The organism is Paraburkholderia acidipaludis NBRC 101816 (assembly GCF_000684975.1).
GTDB lineage: Bacteria > Pseudomonadota > Gammaproteobacteria > Burkholderiales > Burkholderiaceae > Paraburkholderia > Paraburkholderia acidipaludis.
Map to the genome: position 1 here is coordinate 1 of NZ_BAXZ01000039.1, position 17033 is coordinate 17033.

Genomic DNA, 17033 nt, shown 5'->3' on the forward strand with positions numbered 1-17033 from the left:
GCGTGACGAGCAGGACGAGGTGCTCGAGGGCATCGGCGCGCACTGATCCCTTCTTTGGCGGCGCGTGCGCCGCCATGAAATAGCGAGGCCCGCCTGGAGCGATTCAGGCGGGCCTTTTTCGTGCGGCAGCGCGTGCCGTATCGATCAGTGGGCGGAGCCGAATACGTAGTTCGTCATCGCGAGTGCCCGCTGGTAGGTGCCCAGCGACTGGACGCCGAACGTGTAGTCATCGTCCGCGGCGCCGAGCGCCGTGAAGACCGGCAGCAGGTGCTCGTCGGTCGGGTGCATCAGCTGCGCGTGCGGTGCGCGGCGGCGGTAGTCGAGCAGCGCGTCGATGTCGCGTGCAGCCAGATGCGCTTCGAACCAGTCCGTGAATTCGGCTACCCGTGGGTCGGCGTCTTCCGGTCGCGCCGAGAAGTCCGCTGCGCGCAGGTTATGCGTGATCTGGCCCGAGCCGATCACCATCACGCCATCTTCGCGCAGGGCGCGCAGCGCGCGGCCAAGCGCGTAGTGGTGGGCGGCATCGGCGCGCGGCTGGATCGACAGCTGAGCGACCGGCACGTTCGCTTCGGGGAACATCAGCAGCATCGGCACCCAGGCGCCGTGGTCGAGGCCATGCGACTCCTCGCCCACGGCCACGCCCTGGTCGCGCAGCAGCGCGGCGGCGCGTTGCGCGACGTCGGGTGCGCCTGGCGCCGGATACTGGATTTCGTAGAGCGCACGCGGAAAGCCGTAGAAGTCGTGGATCGTCTCCGGCTGTCTTGCGGTGCTCACGACGGGCTGGAGCGTACCCCAGTGCGCCGACAGCATCAGCACGGCTTCGGGACGCGGCAATTGCGAGGCGAGCGCGATGAAGCCGCCGGAGGGCAGCGACGGGTCGATCGGCAGCGTCGGAGCGCCGTGCGACAGGAACAGGGTAGGCAGACGGGTAGTGGTGGTCATGATCGCAGGCCGCAACGAGCAGCCCGAAAAGACTAAGTTGCGATCAATATAAGTGTCTACCGCAACGAATTAAACAGGGCGAAAGGGAATTGATTGTGTCGCCGCTGTTGGTAATTGCCAGGCGGAGCGCCCGCGCGCCTCAGTCGGCGCCACCGCCGCGCAGCCCCTGCCAGGCGGGCGAAAGCGCTGGGCCGAGTGCGAACAGGTCGAGCACGCGTGCGACCGTGTGATCGACCATCTCGTCGATCGAGGCGGGCTGGTTGTAGAAGGCGGGCAGCGGCGGGAAGATCACACCGCCCATTTCGGTCACGGCCGTCATGTTGCGCAGATGCGCGAGGTTGAATGGCGTTTCGCGCACGAGCAGCACGAGGCGGCGGCGCTCCTTGAGCGTGACGTCGGCGGCGCGCGCGATCAGGTTGTCGGAGAGCCCGTGCGCCACGCTGGCGAGCGTCTTCATCGAGCAGGGCGCGACGATCATGCCGTCGGTGGCGAACGAGCCCGACGCAATGCTGGCGCCGACGTCCCGCACCGAATGCACGATGTCGGCGCGCGCGTGGAGATCGTCTTTGGAGAGCTGCAGTTCGTGCTGGATGTTGAGCCAGCCGGCCGACGAGATCAGCAGATGGGTCTCGACACCGCCGAGTTTGCGCAGCATATCGAGGATGCGCACGCCGTAAATCGCGCCGGTCGCACCGGTGATGGCGACGATCAGTCTGCGCGGGGCGGCGGAAGGGGCGACGCCGGAAGCGTTCACGAAAAGGCGGGGTTGAGCGCGAAGCAGGGTGGCCAGCAGGACGGCAGGCGCGTGGCCGCCGCCCTCCGGCGCTTACGCCTGGGCAAACAGCTGCTGCAGTTCGCCGTTCTGGTACATCTCCATCATGATGTCCGAGCCGCCGACGAATTCGCCCTTCACATAAAGCTGCGGAATGGTCGGCCAGTTCGAGAATTCCTTGATGCCCTGGCGGATCGCTTCGTCCTCGAGCACGTTGACGGTCTTGAACTGATCGACGCCGCAGGCCTTGAGGATCTGCACCGCGCGGCCCGAGAAGCCGCACATCGGAAACTGCGCGTTGCCCTTCATGAAGAGGACGACGGCGTTTTCATCGACGATTTGCTTGATGCGTTGTTGGGTGTCCATGACTGACCTTGCAATGTATTGATGCGGAACAGGATGAAATGATAGCGGATTTCGCCTGCGCGAGCCGGGCGTAAAAGGCCGTACAAAGCGCGGTATGAAGCGCTGCCAGGAGCGCCGCCGCGGCGTTCAGCCCGCCAGCCGGCCGCCGCTGATCCGTTCGATGCCGGCGAGATCCTTTTCCGAGCGCACCTCGCTGAATCCTTGCCGTTCCAGCAGCGCGCGCACGGCCTCGGCCTGGTCGTAGCCGTGTTCCATCCAGAGCACGCCGCCCGGCGCGAGATGTGCGCCCGCGCCGGCCACGATGGCGCGCAGGGCCGTGAGACCATCGGCTTCATCGGTGAGCGCGCCGCGCGGCTCGAAGCGCAGGTCGCCTGCGTCGAGATGCGGGTCGCCGCTTGCGATGTAGGGCGGATTGCTCACGATCGCCTCGAAGCGCAGCGCCGGGTCGAGGGCGTCGTACCAGCTCGCGCCGACGAAGGTGAGTGCGCCGCCCGGGCGGCTGGTGTCGAGCAGACGCTGCGCGTTGCGCGCGGCGACGCCGAGCGCCGCCGCCGAGCGGTCGACTGCCCAGACGCGCGCGTCGGGCCGCGCCGAGGCGATCGCCACCGCAATGGCGCCGCTGCCGGTGCCGAGATCGAGTACGCGCGGCCGCGCGAGCCCTGCGATGGCGGCCAGCGCCGTTTCGACCAGCAGCTCGGTCTCGGGGCGCGGAATCAGCACGTCTGGGGTGACTTCGAAGTCGAGGCCGTAGAACTCGCGGGTGCCCACCAGTTGTGCGATGGGTTCGCCGCGCGCGCGGCGGGCTTCGAGTGCGCGATACGCGTCGACGCGCGCGGGATCGAGCGCTTCGTCGCCGCGCGTGATGAGCTCGGTGCGGCGCCAGCCCAGCACGTGCATGAGCAGGATGCGCGCTTCGAGCGCGGGCAGCGGCGAGGCGCGCAGCAGGGCGTCGGCGGTTTCGTTTTTCACGGCTTGCTCAAGGCGGCTGCGTGCGGCGTCAGTCCGCATCGCCGAGCGAGGCGAGCTGCTCGGCCTGATGTTCCGAGACGAGCGCGCCGATCAGTTCGTCGAGCTCGCCGTCCATGATGGATTCGAGGCGGTAGAGCGTGAGGTTGATGCGGTGATCGGTGAGGCGTCCCTGCGGGAAGTTGTAGGTGCGAATGCGCTCCGAGCGGTCACCCGAACCGACGAGGCTCTTGCGCGTCGCTGCTTCCTTGGCGTGCTGCTCCTGGTACTGCTTGTCCTTGATGCGCGCGGCGAGCACCTTGAGCGCCCGATCCTTGTTCTTGTGCTGCGAGCGGTCATCCTGGCATTCGACCACGATGCCGGTCGGCATGTGCGTGACGCGCACCGCCGAATCGGTCTTGTTGATGTGCTGCCCGCCCGCGCCCGAGGCGCGGAAGGTGTCGATACGCAGATCGGCGGGATTGATCTCGACCTCGCCGATTTCGTCGGCTTCGGGCATCACCGCCACCGTGCATGCGGACGTGTGGATGCGGCCCTGTGTTTCGGTGGCCGGCACGCGCTGAACGCGATGGCCGCCCGACTCGAACTTGAGCTTCGAGTACGCGGCTTCGCCCGCGATGCGCACGATCACTTCCTTGTAGCCGCCGAGGTCCGACTCGCTCGCCGACATCATCTCGATCTGCCAGCGGCTGCGCTCCGCGAAGCGCAGGTACATGCGCAGCAGGTCGCCCGCAAACAGGGCCGACTCGTCGCCGCCCGTGCCCGCGCGGATTTCGAGGAAGACGTTGCGCTCGTCGTTGGGGTCTTTCGGCAGCAGCATTTTCTGCAATTCGAGCTGCAGTTGCGCCATGCGTTCGCGAGCGCTTTTCACCTCGTCTTCGGCGAACTCGCGCATCGAGGCGTCGGCAAGCAGGTCTTTCGCCGCCGCTTCGTCGTCTCTTGCCTGGCGCCAGTGCGCGTACTGCTCGACCACGGGCCCCAGCTCCGAATGCTCACGCGTGAGCTTGCGGTACTGGTCGCGGTTGGACGTCACGTCGGGACGGCTCAACAGGTCGTTCAGCTCGGCCAGGCGTGTCGTCAGCTGGTCGAGCTTGGATTGCATGCTCGTTTTCATCGGGGCGGGTCGGAGCGGCTCCGGGTAGGGCTGCGGGAGAAAAAGGAGTAGCGGGCGGCGTGCCCGGGCGTGCGGCGTGGGCTGACGCCGCCGTGGCGGTTCACGCCGCTAACGGTCCGAAGAACCGGACGATTCGGAAGACGTATCGGCCGCGGAAGCCGCGGACGGGGCCGCCTGCGCGTCGCGCGCGCCACGGCCCGGCTGGCCGGACTGGCCATGCCGGTAGAAACCGCTCATCAGTTCGATGAGCGACTCGCGGTTTTCGCCGCTTACGCTGTTGAGCGCGTGCGTCGGACCGTGGATCAGCTTGTTGGTGAGCGCCTGCGAGAGCGCTTCGAGCACGGCGGACGGATCGTCGCCGCGCGCGAGCATTTTGCGTGCACGCTCCAGTTCGGCGCGGCGCAGCGTGTCGGCCTGGGTGTGCATGTGGCGGATCACCGGCACGATGCTGCGCGAGTCGAGCCACTGCATGAAGTTCGCGACGCGCGTTTCGATGATCGTCTCGGCCTGCGCGACGGCAGCCTGGCGAGAGGCATTGCCTTCGCGCACGATCGTGCCCAGGTCGTCGACGGTGTAGAGGAACACGTCTTCTAGCTGACCGACTTCGGCTTCGATATCGCGCGGCACCGCGAGGTCGACCATGAAGATCGGGCGATGGCGGCGCGCCTTCACCGCGCGCTCGACAGCGCCAAGGCCGATGATCGGCAGCGTGGAGGCCGTGCACGACACGACGATGTCGAACTCGTGCATGCGCGTGGGCAGGTCGGAGAGCGGAATGGCGTGGCCGCCGAAGCGCTCTGCAACGTAGCGGCCGCGCTCGGCGGTGCGGTTCGCCACCACGAGCTCGCGCGGCTGCTGCGCGGCGAAGTGCGCGGCGCACAGCTCGATCATTTCGCCCGCGCCGATGAACAGCACGCGCTGGTTGGCGATCTTGTCGAAGATGCGCTGCGCGAGACGCACGGCCGCGGCAGCCATCGATACCGATTGCGCCCCGATTTCCGTCGTGCCGCGCACTTCCTTCGCGACGGCGAAGGTGCGCTGGAACAACTGGTTCAGATAGGTGCCGAGCGCGCCGGCTTCGGTGGCCGTGCGCACCGCGGTCTTCATCTGGCCGAGGATCTGTGTTTCGCCGAGCACCATCGAATCGAGCCCCGATGCCACCCGGAACGCATGGCGCACGGCTTCCGACTGCGGCAGCGCATAGACGTGCGGCGCCAGTTCCTCTTCGCGGATGCCGTGATACTGCGACAGCCACTGGACGGCGGCGTCGCGCGAGGCGTGGTCGTCGGTCACGCAGTAGAGCTCGGTGCGGTTGCAGGTGGACAGGATGGCCGCTTCCGGCGCGTTGAGCGCGCGGCGGCTCGACCAGGCGTCCTTGAACAGGGCGAGTGCAGGCTTGATCTGTTCGAGCGGAAACGCCACGCGTTCGCGCAAGGCGACAGGCGCGGTGTGGTGGTTGATTCCGATCGTTAGAAGCTGCATACCATGGGGGCAAGATTTAGGCGGATATTATAACTTTTCCTCGCTTCCGACATGGCCGCCGGCAGAGTCCGGGTATTCCGCGCTGGACATTGCCGCCTTGGCCACCGGCAATCTTTCCAGCTGGTAGCCGAATCCGTACAGCGTTGTGAGGCGCCAGCCGTGCTCGGGCGCGATCTGCAGCTTGCTGCGCAGGCGCGAGGCGTGCGTGTCGAGCGTACGCGACCTTACGTCGCGGTTCAGATTCCAGACCGTTTCGAGAATGCGCGCCCGGGAAACAGGGCGCGATGCATTCGTGAAGAGCAGCAGCGCGAAACGGAATTCCTTCGGCGTGAGGGTCACGGTCTGGCCCCGGAACGTGACCGCGTAGCTTCCCGAATCGAACAGGTAGGCGCCAAAGCCATGGTGCGCGCGGTTGTGCGGCCGCCGCACGCCGGCGCGGCGCAGCAATGCGTCGATGCGGGCCAGCATCTCGGGACCGCGTACCGGTTTGGCCATGCAGTCGTCGGCGCCTGCGTGCAGTGCGGAGACGATCTCGCTTTCGTGCGGCGCCACCATCAGCACGATCACCGGCAAGCCGGGCAACGTGTGGCGCACACGCGGCATCAGGTCGTCGGCGCCCCCGTCGCCGCACCACCAGGCGGCCAGCATGAGGTCGAACGCGTCGTTCTCGAGGGCGGTGAGGAGGGAGGCGCTGTCGGGGAAACGCTGACACGCGTGCCCGCCTGCAATGAGCAGGCGCAGGATGGGTTCGGCCTGACTCGCATCGGGCTCGACAAGAGCGATTCGCATGGGGATTCCGGCCGCTGCGGCCGGATGCGCTTGCCTTGCGCGATGCCGCCCCCTACACTCATTCGCTCACGGGGCGCGCCGAGCCGACCGTCTTTCAGTGAAAATCGGTTAAATGAGAAAAAATGCTAGTCCGAACGGGGCGACATCCCTATCAGATAAGTCCGAAAGTGCTTAGGGCGGATTCCTGATGGGTTGGCCAGGTATCGTCGTGCTCGGCATCGTGGTCGGTTTCGCGGGCTGGTGGCTGCATCCGCTGCGCCGCCGCACGCGCAGCGGCCTTGTTCTGGCGCTTGTCGCGGGCGTGCTCGGCGTCGCGCTGGCCAGGGTGGGCGGGCGTGTCACCGGTCTCTTCTACGATGGCGAGCTCCTCGAGTGGCCCGTCTGCACGGCCTTTGCACTCGCTCTCGCGGCGCTCGCCGTCGCGCTGCGTCTGCGGCGTTAGCCGACGCCCCCGTTCGAATATTTCCCGCAGGTGAAACCATGAACGCCCGACTTCCCGATCCCTCCACGATCCCCGAACGGATCGCCGCCCTGCGCGCCGAGATGGCACGCGCGGGCGTCGACGCCATGCTCGTGCCGTCCGCCGACCCGCATCTTTCCGAATATCTGCCGCCACGCTGGCAAGGGCGGCAGTGGCTCTCGGGCTTCACGGGGTCGGTGGGGACGCTGGTCGTGACGAAGGATTTCGCGGGCGTGTGGGTGGACAGCCGCTACTGGACGCAGGCTGAGAACCAGCTCGCGGCTACGGGCATTCAGCTCATGAAGATGACGGGCGGCCAGCAGACCGCCCCGCACATCGAGTGGCTCGCGCAGAACGTGGCGGCGGGCGGCACGGTTGCCGTGGACGGCGCGGTGCTGGGCGTGGCCACGGCGCGCGTGCTCTCCGGCGCGCTGACGGCGCACGGCGTGAAGCTGCGCACGGACCTCGACCTGCTCGACGAAGTATGGCCCGCGCGTCCCGCGCTGCCACACGAACTCGTCTACGAACACGCCGCTCCGCATGCCGACGCGAGCCGCGCCGGCAAGCTCGCCCAGGTGCGCCGCGCGATGCAGGAGAAGGGCGCGCAGTGGCACTTCATTTCGACGCTCGACGATCTCGCCTGGCTCTTCAACCTGCGCGGCACCGACGTGAGCTACAACCCGGTGTTTGTCGCGCACGCGCTGATCGGGCCGGACGCCGCAACGCTCTTCGTCGCCGACGGCAAGGTGCCGGTGGCGCTCGCCCAGTCGCTCGCGCGCGACAACGTGCGCATCGCGCCCTATGCGGAGGCGCCGGCGGCGCTCGCCGCGTTGCCGGTGGGCGAGTCGCTGCTCGTGGACCCGCGGCGCGTGACATTCGGCTTGCTGCAGGCGCTGTCCGCGGGCGTGAAGCTCGTCGAGTCGATCAATCCGAGCACCTTCTTCAAGTCGCGCAAGACCGCCGCCGAGGCGGAGCACGTGCGCAAGACGATGGAGCAGGACGGCGCCGCGCTCGCTGAATTCTTCGCATGGTTCGAAGCCGCGCAGGGGCGCGAGACGATCACCGAGCTCACCATCGACGAAAAGCTCACCGCCGCGCGCGAGCGCCAACCCGGCTACGTGTCGCCCTCGTTCGCGACGATCGCTGGCTTCAACGCGAACGGCGCGATGCCGCATTACCGCGCGACGCCCGAATCGCATAGCGTGATCGAAGGCGACGGCCTGCTGCTGATCGACTCGGGCGGCCAGTACCTGGACGGCACGACCGACATCACGCGCGTCGTGCCCGTCGGCACGCCGAGCGACGAGCAGAAGCGCGATTTCACGATCGTGCTGAAGGGCATGATGGCGCTTTCGCGCGTGCAGTTTCCGCGCGGCATCCGCTCGCCGATGCTCGACGCCGTCGCGCGCGCGCCGATCTGGGCTGCCGGCGCGGACTACGGTCACGGCACGGGGCACGGCGTGGGTTACTTCCTGAACGTGCACGAAGGCCCGCAGGTGATTTCGCATTACGCGCCCGCCGAGCCGTGGACGGCCATGGAAGAGGGCATGATCACCTCGGTCGAGCCGGGCATCTACCGGCCGGGCAAGTGGGGCGTGCGCATCGAGAACCTCGTGCTGAACCAGCCTGCCCAGAAGACGGAGTTCGGCGACTTCCTGATGTTCGAAACGCTCACGCTCTGCCCGATCGATACGCGCTGCATCGACACGTCGCTCCTGCGCGACGACGAGCGCGAATGGCTCAACGACTACCACCGCACGGTGCGGCTGCGCGTGTCGCCGCTGCTCTCCGGCGCTGCGCTCGCGTGGCTCGAAGCCCGCACGCAACCGATCTGAGCGGAATTCCAGGGAAAGCGGCGATGACGATCAAGGCAGTGGTATTCGACTTCGGCGGCGTGCTCGTGGACTGGAGTCCCGAGTACCTGTATCGCGAGCTGATTCCGGACGAGAACGAGCGCCGCTGGTTCTTCAGCCACGTCTGCACGATGGACTGGGTGGTGCGCCAGGACGGCGGCCAGCCGATCGCCGAGGGCACGGCGGAGCTCGTGGCGAAGTTTCCGGAGCACGAGGCGCTGATTCGCGCGTTCTACGAACGCTGGCACGAGATGATCGGCGGCCTGCTCGAAGGCGGCGTCGCGACCTTCGAGCGGCTCGAGGCGGCCGGCGTGCCGCTCTTTGGCCTGACGAACTGGTCCGCGGAGACTTTTCCGTGGGCCTGGGAGCGCTTCGACGTGCTGCGGCGCTGCCGCGACATCGTGGTGTCCGGGCGCGTGCAGCTCGTGAAGCCCGACGCGGCGATCTTCCACGAAATGTTCCGCCGCATCGACGCACAACTGCCCGGCGTGCGGCCTGAAGAGCTCGTCTTCATCGACGACAATCGCCACAACGCCGAGGCCGCCACGGCGCTCGGCTGGCACGGTGTGCATCACACGAGCAACGCCGCCACCGACGCCCGGCTGCGCGAACTGGGCCTGCCCATCTGACGCTCTTGGCGCGCCGCCGCGTTTATTTCGACGGCTGCGCGCTTGCTCCTCCCAGCAGATTGCGCAACGCATCGGCGAGACCCTTCGCGGTCTGGCCGGCGCCTTGCACCACGCCCTCCGCGCTCACGCCGAGCACCTTTGCAAAGCCGGTGCGCAACTGCATCGTCAGGTTTTCGTCGAGGCGGAACTTCGGATCGTGCAGATTCCCGTCGAGCACGAAATGCAGCGTGATGTCGCCGTTGTGCGCCTTGAGCGCGGCGATGGCGGCACGCGTCGGGATCGCGAGGAAGGTGTCGAGCGGGTCGCCGCCGGGCGCGAGCTGCAGGTGATGCAGCGTGAGCGTGCCGGGCGCGTGCAGGCGGTACGCATTCACCGTCGAGGTGATGTCGAGGTCCAGCGTGCCGCCGGTGACCTGCGCCTTCGTGCTGGCCTTGCGCAGCAGGTAAGGATCGAGCGTCACGATGTCGACGCCGCGCAACGTCGTGGTGGTCTGCGAATCCTTGCTCGCGATGCGTATCCATCCGCTGAACAAGACCTGCCCGATGTGCTGCGGACCCTTGATCGAGCCTGTCACCGACACCTGGGTCGGCTCCGCGAGCGCGGGCAAATGGAGGCGATCGACCGTCGCATTGGCGTCGCTTACGGTGACCTGGTACGGCGGATCGCTCACCGAGCGATCGTAGAAGACGAACGCGCCATGCTCGAAGGCGACGTGGTCGATGAGCTTTTCGGACGGCATGGGCTGGCCGGCCGATGTGCCGGAGGCGGGCGCCGTCGCCTCGCTTTGCATGGCCGTGCGCAGGTTCGGCAGGATCTGGATCGAACCGTCCGCGCCGCGCACGACGTTCATCGTGAAGTCGCGCACCGTGATGTCGCGAACATGGACGCGGTGCGCGAGGAATGCACGCAGGTCGGGGGTGACGGTAATGCGCCCGGCGTGCAGTGCGTCGGCAGCCGGCCAGCCGGGCGGCGCCTTGATGTGGACGTCGGACAGTTCGACCGAATTCAGCGTGAACGCGACGTCGATGCGGCCGGCGCTGCCGATGGGCGCGAGCGCCTCGGCCACACGCAACTTCACCGCATGCTGCAAGGCGTAGAGGCCGCCGAGCGCGCCCAGCACCAGCACCGCCAACACGATCGCGGCGACGGTAACGAAGCGTGGGACGCGGCGGTGGGAAATCGGCTTCGCCATACAGGGCACCTCGCGCAGAAGGACCGGGCGCCGTCGCGAAAGCGGCACGGCCCGGCGTGGGACATCGGAAGCAGCGTAGCGGGTTTCGAGCAACCGCCATGCCGCGCGTGCCAGAAAAAACGGCAGCCCGAGGGCTGCCGTCGCTGCTGTTGCCTGCGCGCGGTTCGGCCGAACCGCGCGCAGGTCGGGTGCGAACCCGCGCCGCCTAGCGGCTGATCGGCTTGTAGCGCAGACGCTTGGGCCGCGCGGCTTCTTCGCCGAGACGCTTGATCTTGTCGGCCTCGTACTCCTGATAGTTGCCGTCGAAGAACGTGACTTGCGAGTCGCCTTCGAACGCGAGGATGTGCGTCGCGATGCGGTCGAGGAACCAGCGATCGTGCGAAATCACCATGACCGAGCCCGCGAATTCGAGCAGGGCATCTTCGAGCGCGCGCAGCGTTTCGACGTCGAGGTCGTTCGACGGCTCGTCGAGCAGCAGCACGTTGCCGCCCGAGATCAGCGTCTTGGCCAGATGCAGACGGCCGCGCTCGCCGCCCGAGAGGTTGCCGACGATCTTCTGCTGATCGCCGCCCTTGAAGTTGAAGCGGCCGATGTACGCGCGCGACGGCGTTTCGTACTTGCCCACGGTCAGCACGTCCGCACCGCCCGAGATTTCCTCGAACACGGTCTTGTCGGAGGCCAGCGCGTCGCGGCTCTGGTCGACGTAGGCGAGCTTGACGGTCGGGCCCTGCACGATCTCGCCCGAATCCGGCTGCTCCTTGCCCGTGAGCATGCGGAACAGCGTCGATTTACCGGCGCCGTTCGGCCCGATGATGCCGACGATCGCGCCCGCCGGAATCTTGAAGCTGAGGTTGTCGATCAGCAGACGGTCGCCATAGGACTTGCTGACGTTCTTGAACTCGATGACTTCGCTGCCCAGACGCTCGCCTGCCGGAATGAAGATTTCCTGCGTTTCGTTGCGCTTCTGGTAGTCCTGGCTCGACAGTTCCTCGAAGCGCGCGATACGCGCCTTCGACTTGGCCTGGCGGCCCTTCGGGTTCTGGCGCACCCACTCCAGTTCCTTCTTGATCGCCTTCTGGCGCGCCGATTCCGTCGCTTCTTCCTGCTTCAGGCGCTCTTCCTTCTGGTCGAGCCAGCTGGAGTAGTTGCCCTTCCAGGGAATGCCGTGGCCGCGGTCGAGTTCGAGAATCCACTCGGCGGCGTTGTCGAGGAAGTAGCGGTCGTGGGTTACGGCGACCACGGTGCCCGGAAAGCGCGTGAGGAACTGCTCCAGCCACTCGACCGATTCGGCATCCAGGTGGTTGGTCGGCTCATCCAGCAGCAGCATGTCGGGCTTTTCGAGCAGCAGCTTGCACAGCGCGACACGGCGTTTTTCACCGCCCGACAGATTGCCGATCTTCGCGTCCCAGGCCGGCAGGCGCAGCGCGTCGGCGGCGATTTCGATCTGCTGTTCCGCGCTGCCGTCGGTCGTGGCGAGGATCGCTTCGTATTTCGCCTGTTCTGCTGCGAGCGCGTCGAAGTCGGCGTCCGGCTCCGCGTAGGCGGCGTAGATCTCGTCAAGCTTCTTCTGCGCGTTGAACACGTCGCCCAGACCCTCTTCGACCGCTTCGCGCACGGTCTTTTCGGGGTCGAGCTGCGGCTCCTGCGGCAGATAGCCGATGTTCAGATTCGGCATCGGCGTGGCTTCGCCTTCGATGTCCTTGTCGACGCCAGCCATGATCTTGATGAGCGTGGACTTGCCCGAGCCGTTCAGGCCGAGCAGGCCGATCTTCGCGCCCGGGAAGAACGACAGCGAGATGTCCTTCAGGATCTGGCGCTTGGGCGGCACGATCTTGCCGACCCGGTTCATGGTGAAGACGTATTGGGCCATGAGAGTGTCTTTGGAAACGGGAGAAAAGGGGGCGGGACGCGGGTGATGCGCTTGCAGGCGAGGCGTCGGACCGCGAATTGGGGTGTCGCGCAAACCGCTATTGTACGGGGCGCGGGCGATGGGGCGTGAATCCGGGGGGACTCGACAGAGGGTGCTGCAATTCCTTCGGGCAACGAGCCCGGCGTCTTGTGTTGACAACAGCTATACGTCAGCCTACGATGTGTAGCTGTTGTGTATACGCAAGAGAGGAGTGCCATGCGCAACGCGTCTATCAATCTACGGGCGCTGCCGGAGCAGCGCGACCTGATCGACCACGCCGCCGATCTGCTGGGCAAGAATCGTTCGGATTTCATGCTGGAAGCCGCGTGCGAGCGTGCGAAGGCCGTTGTGCTGGATCAGGTCTTTTTCGGCCTGGATGCGGACAAATTCCGGCAGTTCACGGCGCTGCTGGACGAGCCTCAAGATTCCAATCAAGGCCTCAAGCGTTTGATGGCTGTCAAGGCTACGTGGGACACGGACAAAGCGTGAAAGTACGGCTTTCGGTGCCGCAGTCGCTCGCCGCAACGCATCGGCTCGACGAATTCCGGTGCGGTGAACCGTCCCTCGACAACTGGCTCAAACAGCGCGCATTGACCAACCACCTGAACGGAGCCAGTCGTACCTTCGTCGTGGCCGATCCCGACCAGTGCGTGCTGGGGTATTACGCGCTTGCGGCGGGGGCCGTCGCCCATTCGGATGCCCCCGGCCCCATCCGGTGCAATATGCCCGACCCGGTGCCGGTCATGGTGCTCGCGAGGCTTGCCGTCGATGTTCGCGCCCAAGGCAACAAGCTTGGTGTGGCTTTGCTCCAGGATGCCGTCATTCGCGTGTATTCGGTCGCGGAAAACGCCGGTGTTCGGGCTTTGCTCGTTCACGCGCTGAACGAGCATGCGAAACGGTTTTACGAGTACTACGGTTTTCGCGAGTCGCCAGTGCATCCGATGATCTTGATGCTTTCGCTCAAGCGAAAACCGTAACACTCTCGAAAAACAAAACCCCACGCCTCGAAAAAAGCGTGGGGTTTGTCTGTCGCGGGTTGTTTTACCGATGCAGCTTACGGAGTGCGCTCAGACGTTGAACAGGAAGTTCATCACGTCGCCGTCGTGCACGACATATTCCTTGCCTTCCGCGCGCATCTTGCCGGCTTCCTTCGCGCCGGTTTCACCCTTGTACTGGATGTAGTCGGCGTAGGCGATGGTCTGCGCGCGGATGAAGCCGCGCTCGAAGTCGGTGTGGATCACGCCGGCGGCCTGCGGGGCGGTGTCGCCGATGTGGATCGTCCACGCGCGCACTTCCTTCACGCCCGCCGTGAAGTACGTCTGCAGGCCGAGCAGCTTGAAGCCCGCGCGGATCACGCGGTCGAGTCCCGGCTCTTCCATGCCCATGTCGGCGAGGAAGGCGGACTTGTCTTCGTCGTCGAGGTCGGCGATTTCGGCCTCGATCGCGGCGCAAACCGCCACGACCGGCGCGTTTTCGGCTTCGGCGTACTTGCGCACGGCTTCGAGGTGCGGATTGTTTTCGAAGCCATCGTCCTTCACGTTCGCCACGTACATCGTCTTCTTCGCGGTGATCAGGCAGAACGGCTTGATGAGCGCCTGTTCGTCCTCGCTCAGGCTGAGCGCGCGCACGGGCTTTGCCTCGTCGAGCTGCGCGCGCACCTTTTCCAGCACGGCGACGAGCTTTGCCGCTTCTTTGTCGTTGCCCGATTTCGCGGCCTTCGAATAGCGCGTGAGGGCCTTCTCGACGGTGCCGAGGTCGGCGAGCGCGAGTTCGGTGTTGATCACTTCGATGTCGGCGAGCGGATCGATCTTGCCCGCGACGTGGATCACGTTGTCGTCCTCGAAGCAGCGCACGACGTGCGTGATGGCGTCGGTTTCGCGGATGTTCGCGAGGAACTGGTTGCCGAGGCCTTCGCCCTTGCTCGCGCCCGCGACGAGGCCCGCGATGTCGACGAACTCGACCACGGCCGGCAAGACGCGCTCGGGCTTGACGATTTCGGCAAGCGCCTTCAGGCGCTGATCCGGCACTTCGACCACGCCGACGTTCGGCTCGATCGTGCAGAACGGATAGTTTTCGGCGGCGATGCCCGCTTTGGTCAGCGCGTTGAAGAGGGTGGACTTGCCGACGTTAGGCAAGCCGACGATGCCGCATTGGAGGCTCATGTAAATCTCTGCTTGTCACCCAAAACCGTAATTGTAACCTCCTCCGGGCGCGGGTCCGCCCTGCGCGCGGGCCGAATCTGCGGCAATGGACCGCGTGTTCGACCCCCCTAAACGCCCGCCCGTCCGACCCTTTCACAAGGCGCCCCGCGGCTATAATGCGCGGATGACTGCAACCAACCAGACTTTCGACGTCGTCGTGATCGGCGGCGGGCTTGTCGGCAAGTCGGCGGCGCTCGCGCTGACCCAGGGTGGCCTGCGCGTGGCGCTGCTCGCGCAGCCCTGTGTTCCGCTGCCCGCCGACGCGGTGTTCGACGCACGCGTCTACGCGTTCTCGCGCAGCTCCCATGCGCTGTTCGAGCGGCTGCGAGTCTGGCAGGCCATCGACTCCGCGCGCCTCACGCCCGTCTACGACATGCGTGTGTTCGGCGACGCGGCCGCCGAGCTGCATTTCTCGGCCTGGCAGGCCTCGGTGGCGCAGCTTGCGTGGATCGCCGAATCGTCGGTGGTGGAACGCGCGCTCGACGCCGCGCTGCATTTCCAGCCCAACCTCACGTGGATCGATTCGCGCGCCCAGACGCTCGACATCAAACCGCACGCGGCCGAGATCGGCCTGGCCAACGGCCGCACGCTGGAAGCCGATCTCGCGATCGGCGCCGATGGCGCGCATTCGTGGGTGCGCGCCCAGATCGGCTCGACTGTCGCGCGGCGTGAGTATCGCCAGACGGGGGTGGTCGCGAATTTCCGCGCCTCGCGGCCGCACGGCGAGGCCGCATTCCAGTGGTTTCGAGACGGTGAGATCATCGCGCTTTTGCCGCTGCCGGATCAGCATGTGTCGCTCGTCTGGTCGGCGCAGACGGAGCATGCCGAAGCGCTGCTGCGGTTCGATCCTCAGCAGCTCGCCGCCGAAGTCGAACGCGTGACGCTGGAGCAGGTGGGAACGCTCGAATGCGTGACGTCCGCGCGCGGTTTTCCGCTCGCGCTTCAGACTGTCGACCGGCTGATCGCCCCGCGCGTGGCGCTCGTCGGCGACGCCGCGCACCTCATCCATCCGCTCGCGGGCCAGGGCGTGAATCTCGGCCTGCGCGACGTGGCGGCGCTCGTCGACGTGATCGCGCAGAAAGAGGCGTTCCGCGACCTCGGCGACACCGTGCTCCTGCGTCGCTACGAGCGCGGCCGCCGCGAGGACATCCGCAAGCTCGTCGTCGCGACCGACGGCCTGCAACGGCTGTTCTCGATTCCCGGTACGATTGCGCAGGCCGTGCGCAACACCGGCATGGCGTTCGTGGGCGCGCAACCGCTCCTCAAACGCTGGCTGGTTGCCGCGGCGCTGGGCTGACCGGCACGGCCGCGCGGCGGGAATAGCGGTTGCTGTACCCGCCTCGCGGCGTCAGAATGGCTGAAGCCGCAAGGGCCTGCGGCAGGTGCAGGCGCAACGGCCTGACCGGCCGGGCCCCGGAGCAGGCGGGAACGAACCGGGGCCAGTTTGCCTCTTGTCCCCTTTGTTTCGTCCCGCTTTGTCCCTTTTGTCATCCACACCGAACACCGGCGCGCGCGAGCCGCGCGCCAGACAGAATCAGGAAGCAAGTCATGCAAAAGCGAATCCGGATTGCCGCGCTCGTTCTCGCGGCGATGACCGCCGTGCTCGGCTGCTCGGCCCAGGCCGATCAGGTCACCGACAAGCTGAAGGCCACGCTGCAGGCGCGCCTCGGCTCGGACACCGACATCAAGGGCATCACGAAGGCGCCGGTGGCCGGGCTCTACGAGGTGAACCTCGGCTCGCAGATCATCTACAGCGACGCGAACGGCGACTACGTGCTGATCGGCGACCTCGTCGACACGAAGACGCGCACCAATCTCACCGACGCGCGCCTCGCGGACCTGAACCGCGTCAACTTCGCGAGCCTGCCGTTCGCGAACGCCGTGAAGGTGGTGAAGGGCAACGGCAGCCGCAAGATGGCGGTGTTCTCCGACCCGAACTGTCCGTACTGCCATCAGCTCGAAAACACGCTGAAGTCGATCGATAACGTCACGGTCTACACCTTCCTGTACCCGGTCCTTTCGCCCGATTCGGAGGTGAAGGCCAAGTCCATCTGGTGTTCGTCGGATCGCGCGAAGGCGTGGGAGTCGTGGATGCTGAATCGCGAGGCGCCTTCGGCCGCCGGCACCTGCAATACCGCCGCGATCGACAGCAATCTCGCGCTCGGCGCGAAGATGAACGTCACCGGCACGCCCACCGTGATCCTTGCCGACGGCCGCCGCCTGCCAGGCGCCGTCTCGGCGGACCGGCTCGAGCGCGAGCTGAACGAAGCGCACTGAGTCTCGCAGGACGACACCGGCCGCTCAGAGCGGCCGGTCTTTTTTTGTCTGCCGCGTCTGGCCCTGAACCCCGTTACCGAT

At 66.5% G+C, this 17033-nt stretch carries 16 protein-coding genes and 1 pseudogene; 7 read left to right on the forward strand and 10 right to left on the reverse strand.

Translation table 11 applies throughout. The annotated features are described in order from the left end of the window. Nucleotides 1-144 precede the first annotated feature (144 nt). The 7 genes and pseudogenes from BAC01S_RS28960 to BAC01S_RS33085 form a co-directional block, all read right to left on the reverse strand. Complete coding sequence (locus BAC01S_RS28960) at nucleotides 145-942, reverse strand: DODA-type extradiol aromatic ring-opening family dioxygenase (protein WP_043204138.1); 798 nt, start codon at nucleotides 940-942, stop codon at nucleotides 145-147. 139 nt (nucleotides 943-1081) lie between these two features. Next, on the reverse strand, nucleotides 1082-1696 hold the full coding sequence (locus BAC01S_RS28965; RefSeq protein ID WP_027797884.1) for a UbiX family flavin prenyltransferase: 615 nt from the start codon (nucleotides 1694-1696) through the stop codon (nucleotides 1082-1084). A 72-nt stretch (nucleotides 1697-1768) separates the two neighbouring features. Next, nucleotides 1769-2080, reverse strand: a complete 312-nt coding sequence (gene grxD / locus BAC01S_RS28970) for a Grx4 family monothiol glutaredoxin (RefSeq protein ID WP_027797885.1) — start codon at nucleotides 2078-2080, stop codon at nucleotides 1769-1771. 126 nt (nucleotides 2081-2206) lie between these two features. Next, a complete protein-coding gene (prmC, locus tag BAC01S_RS28975; RefSeq protein WP_027797886.1) occupies nucleotides 2207-3088 on the reverse strand; it encodes a peptide chain release factor N(5)-glutamine methyltransferase in 882 nt (293 codons plus the stop codon). Next, nucleotides 3078-4160, reverse strand: coding sequence for a peptide chain release factor 1 (gene prfA, locus BAC01S_RS28980; RefSeq protein WP_027797887.1), 1083 nt, complete (start codon nucleotides 4158-4160; stop codon nucleotides 3078-3080). The genes prmC and prfA overlap by 11 nt, the downstream gene beginning before the upstream one ends. Nucleotides 4161-4376: 216 nt before the next feature. Beyond that, nucleotides 4377-5642 (reverse strand): annotated as a pseudogene (gene hemA, locus BAC01S_RS33080) (glutamyl-tRNA reductase); the annotation flags it as partial. A 27-nt stretch (nucleotides 5643-5669) separates the two neighbouring features. After that, the gene (locus tag BAC01S_RS33085; protein ID WP_043204130.1) at nucleotides 5670-6431 is read right to left on the reverse strand and encodes a response regulator transcription factor; all 762 of its coding nucleotides are present in this window, start codon (nucleotides 6429-6431) and stop codon (nucleotides 5670-5672) included. A 187-nt stretch (nucleotides 6432-6618) separates the two neighbouring features. Here BAC01S_RS33085 and BAC01S_RS28995 point away from each other — a divergent pair, with 187 nt between their 5' ends. Genes BAC01S_RS28995 through BAC01S_RS29005 form a run of 3 tightly spaced genes read left to right on the forward strand, consistent with a single transcriptional unit; the run spans nucleotide 6619 to nucleotide 9373 of the window. Then, nucleotides 6619-6873 (forward strand): hypothetical protein, encoded by a 255-nt coding sequence (locus BAC01S_RS28995; protein WP_027797888.1) that lies wholly within the window; start codon nucleotides 6619-6621, stop codon nucleotides 6871-6873. Between the two features lie 38 nt (nucleotides 6874-6911). Continuing rightward, entirely contained in the window at nucleotides 6912-8726 is a 1815-nt protein-coding gene (locus BAC01S_RS29000; RefSeq protein ID WP_027797889.1) for an aminopeptidase P family protein, read from the forward strand. 23 nt (nucleotides 8727-8749) lie between these two features. Next, the gene (locus BAC01S_RS29005; RefSeq protein WP_027797890.1) at nucleotides 8750-9373 is read left to right on the forward strand and encodes an HAD family hydrolase; all 624 of its coding nucleotides are present in this window, start codon (nucleotides 8750-8752) and stop codon (nucleotides 9371-9373) included. Between the two features lie 22 nt (nucleotides 9374-9395). Here the strand turns inward: BAC01S_RS29005 and BAC01S_RS29010 are convergent, their stop codons facing one another. Together BAC01S_RS29010 and ettA are read right to left on the reverse strand one after the other, a co-directional pair. After that, entirely contained in the window at nucleotides 9396-10565 is a 1170-nt protein-coding gene (locus BAC01S_RS29010; RefSeq protein WP_043204132.1) for a DUF748 domain-containing protein, read from the reverse strand. 205 nt (nucleotides 10566-10770) lie between these two features. Continuing rightward, nucleotides 10771-12435 carry an energy-dependent translational throttle protein EttA gene (ettA, locus tag BAC01S_RS29015; RefSeq protein WP_027797892.1) on the reverse strand — a complete coding sequence of 555 codons (1665 nt, stop codon included), beginning with the start codon at nucleotides 12433-12435 and terminating at the stop codon, nucleotides 10771-10773. A 255-nt stretch (nucleotides 12436-12690) separates the two neighbouring features. Here ettA and BAC01S_RS29020 point away from each other — a divergent pair, with 255 nt between their 5' ends. Both BAC01S_RS29020 and BAC01S_RS29025 read left to right on the forward strand, forming a co-directional pair. Next, on the forward strand, nucleotides 12691-12963 hold the full coding sequence (locus tag BAC01S_RS29020; protein ID WP_043204133.1) for a type II toxin-antitoxin system TacA family antitoxin: 273 nt from the start codon (nucleotides 12691-12693) through the stop codon (nucleotides 12961-12963). 14 nt (nucleotides 12964-12977) lie between these two features. Beyond that, nucleotides 12978-13451, forward strand: coding sequence for a GNAT family N-acetyltransferase (locus BAC01S_RS29025; protein ID WP_407667973.1), 474 nt, complete (start codon nucleotides 12978-12980; stop codon nucleotides 13449-13451). 90 nt (nucleotides 13452-13541) lie between these two features. Here BAC01S_RS29025 and ychF read toward each other — a convergent pair whose 3' ends face one another. After that, nucleotides 13542-14636, reverse strand: coding sequence for a redox-regulated ATPase YchF (gene ychF / locus BAC01S_RS29030; protein WP_027797895.1), 1095 nt, complete (start codon nucleotides 14634-14636; stop codon nucleotides 13542-13544). A 163-nt stretch (nucleotides 14637-14799) separates the two neighbouring features. Here ychF and BAC01S_RS29035 point away from each other — a divergent pair, with 163 nt between their 5' ends. Continuing rightward, nucleotides 14800-15972, forward strand: a complete 1173-nt coding sequence (locus tag BAC01S_RS29035) for a UbiH/UbiF family hydroxylase (RefSeq protein WP_027797896.1) — start codon at nucleotides 14800-14802, stop codon at nucleotides 15970-15972. Nucleotides 15973-16223: 251 nt separating this feature from the next. After that, nucleotides 16224-16952 carry a DsbC family protein gene (locus BAC01S_RS29040; RefSeq protein WP_027797897.1) on the forward strand — a complete coding sequence of 243 codons (729 nt, stop codon included), beginning with the start codon at nucleotides 16224-16226 and terminating at the stop codon, nucleotides 16950-16952. The last annotated feature ends 81 nt before the right edge of the window (nucleotides 16953-17033 follow it).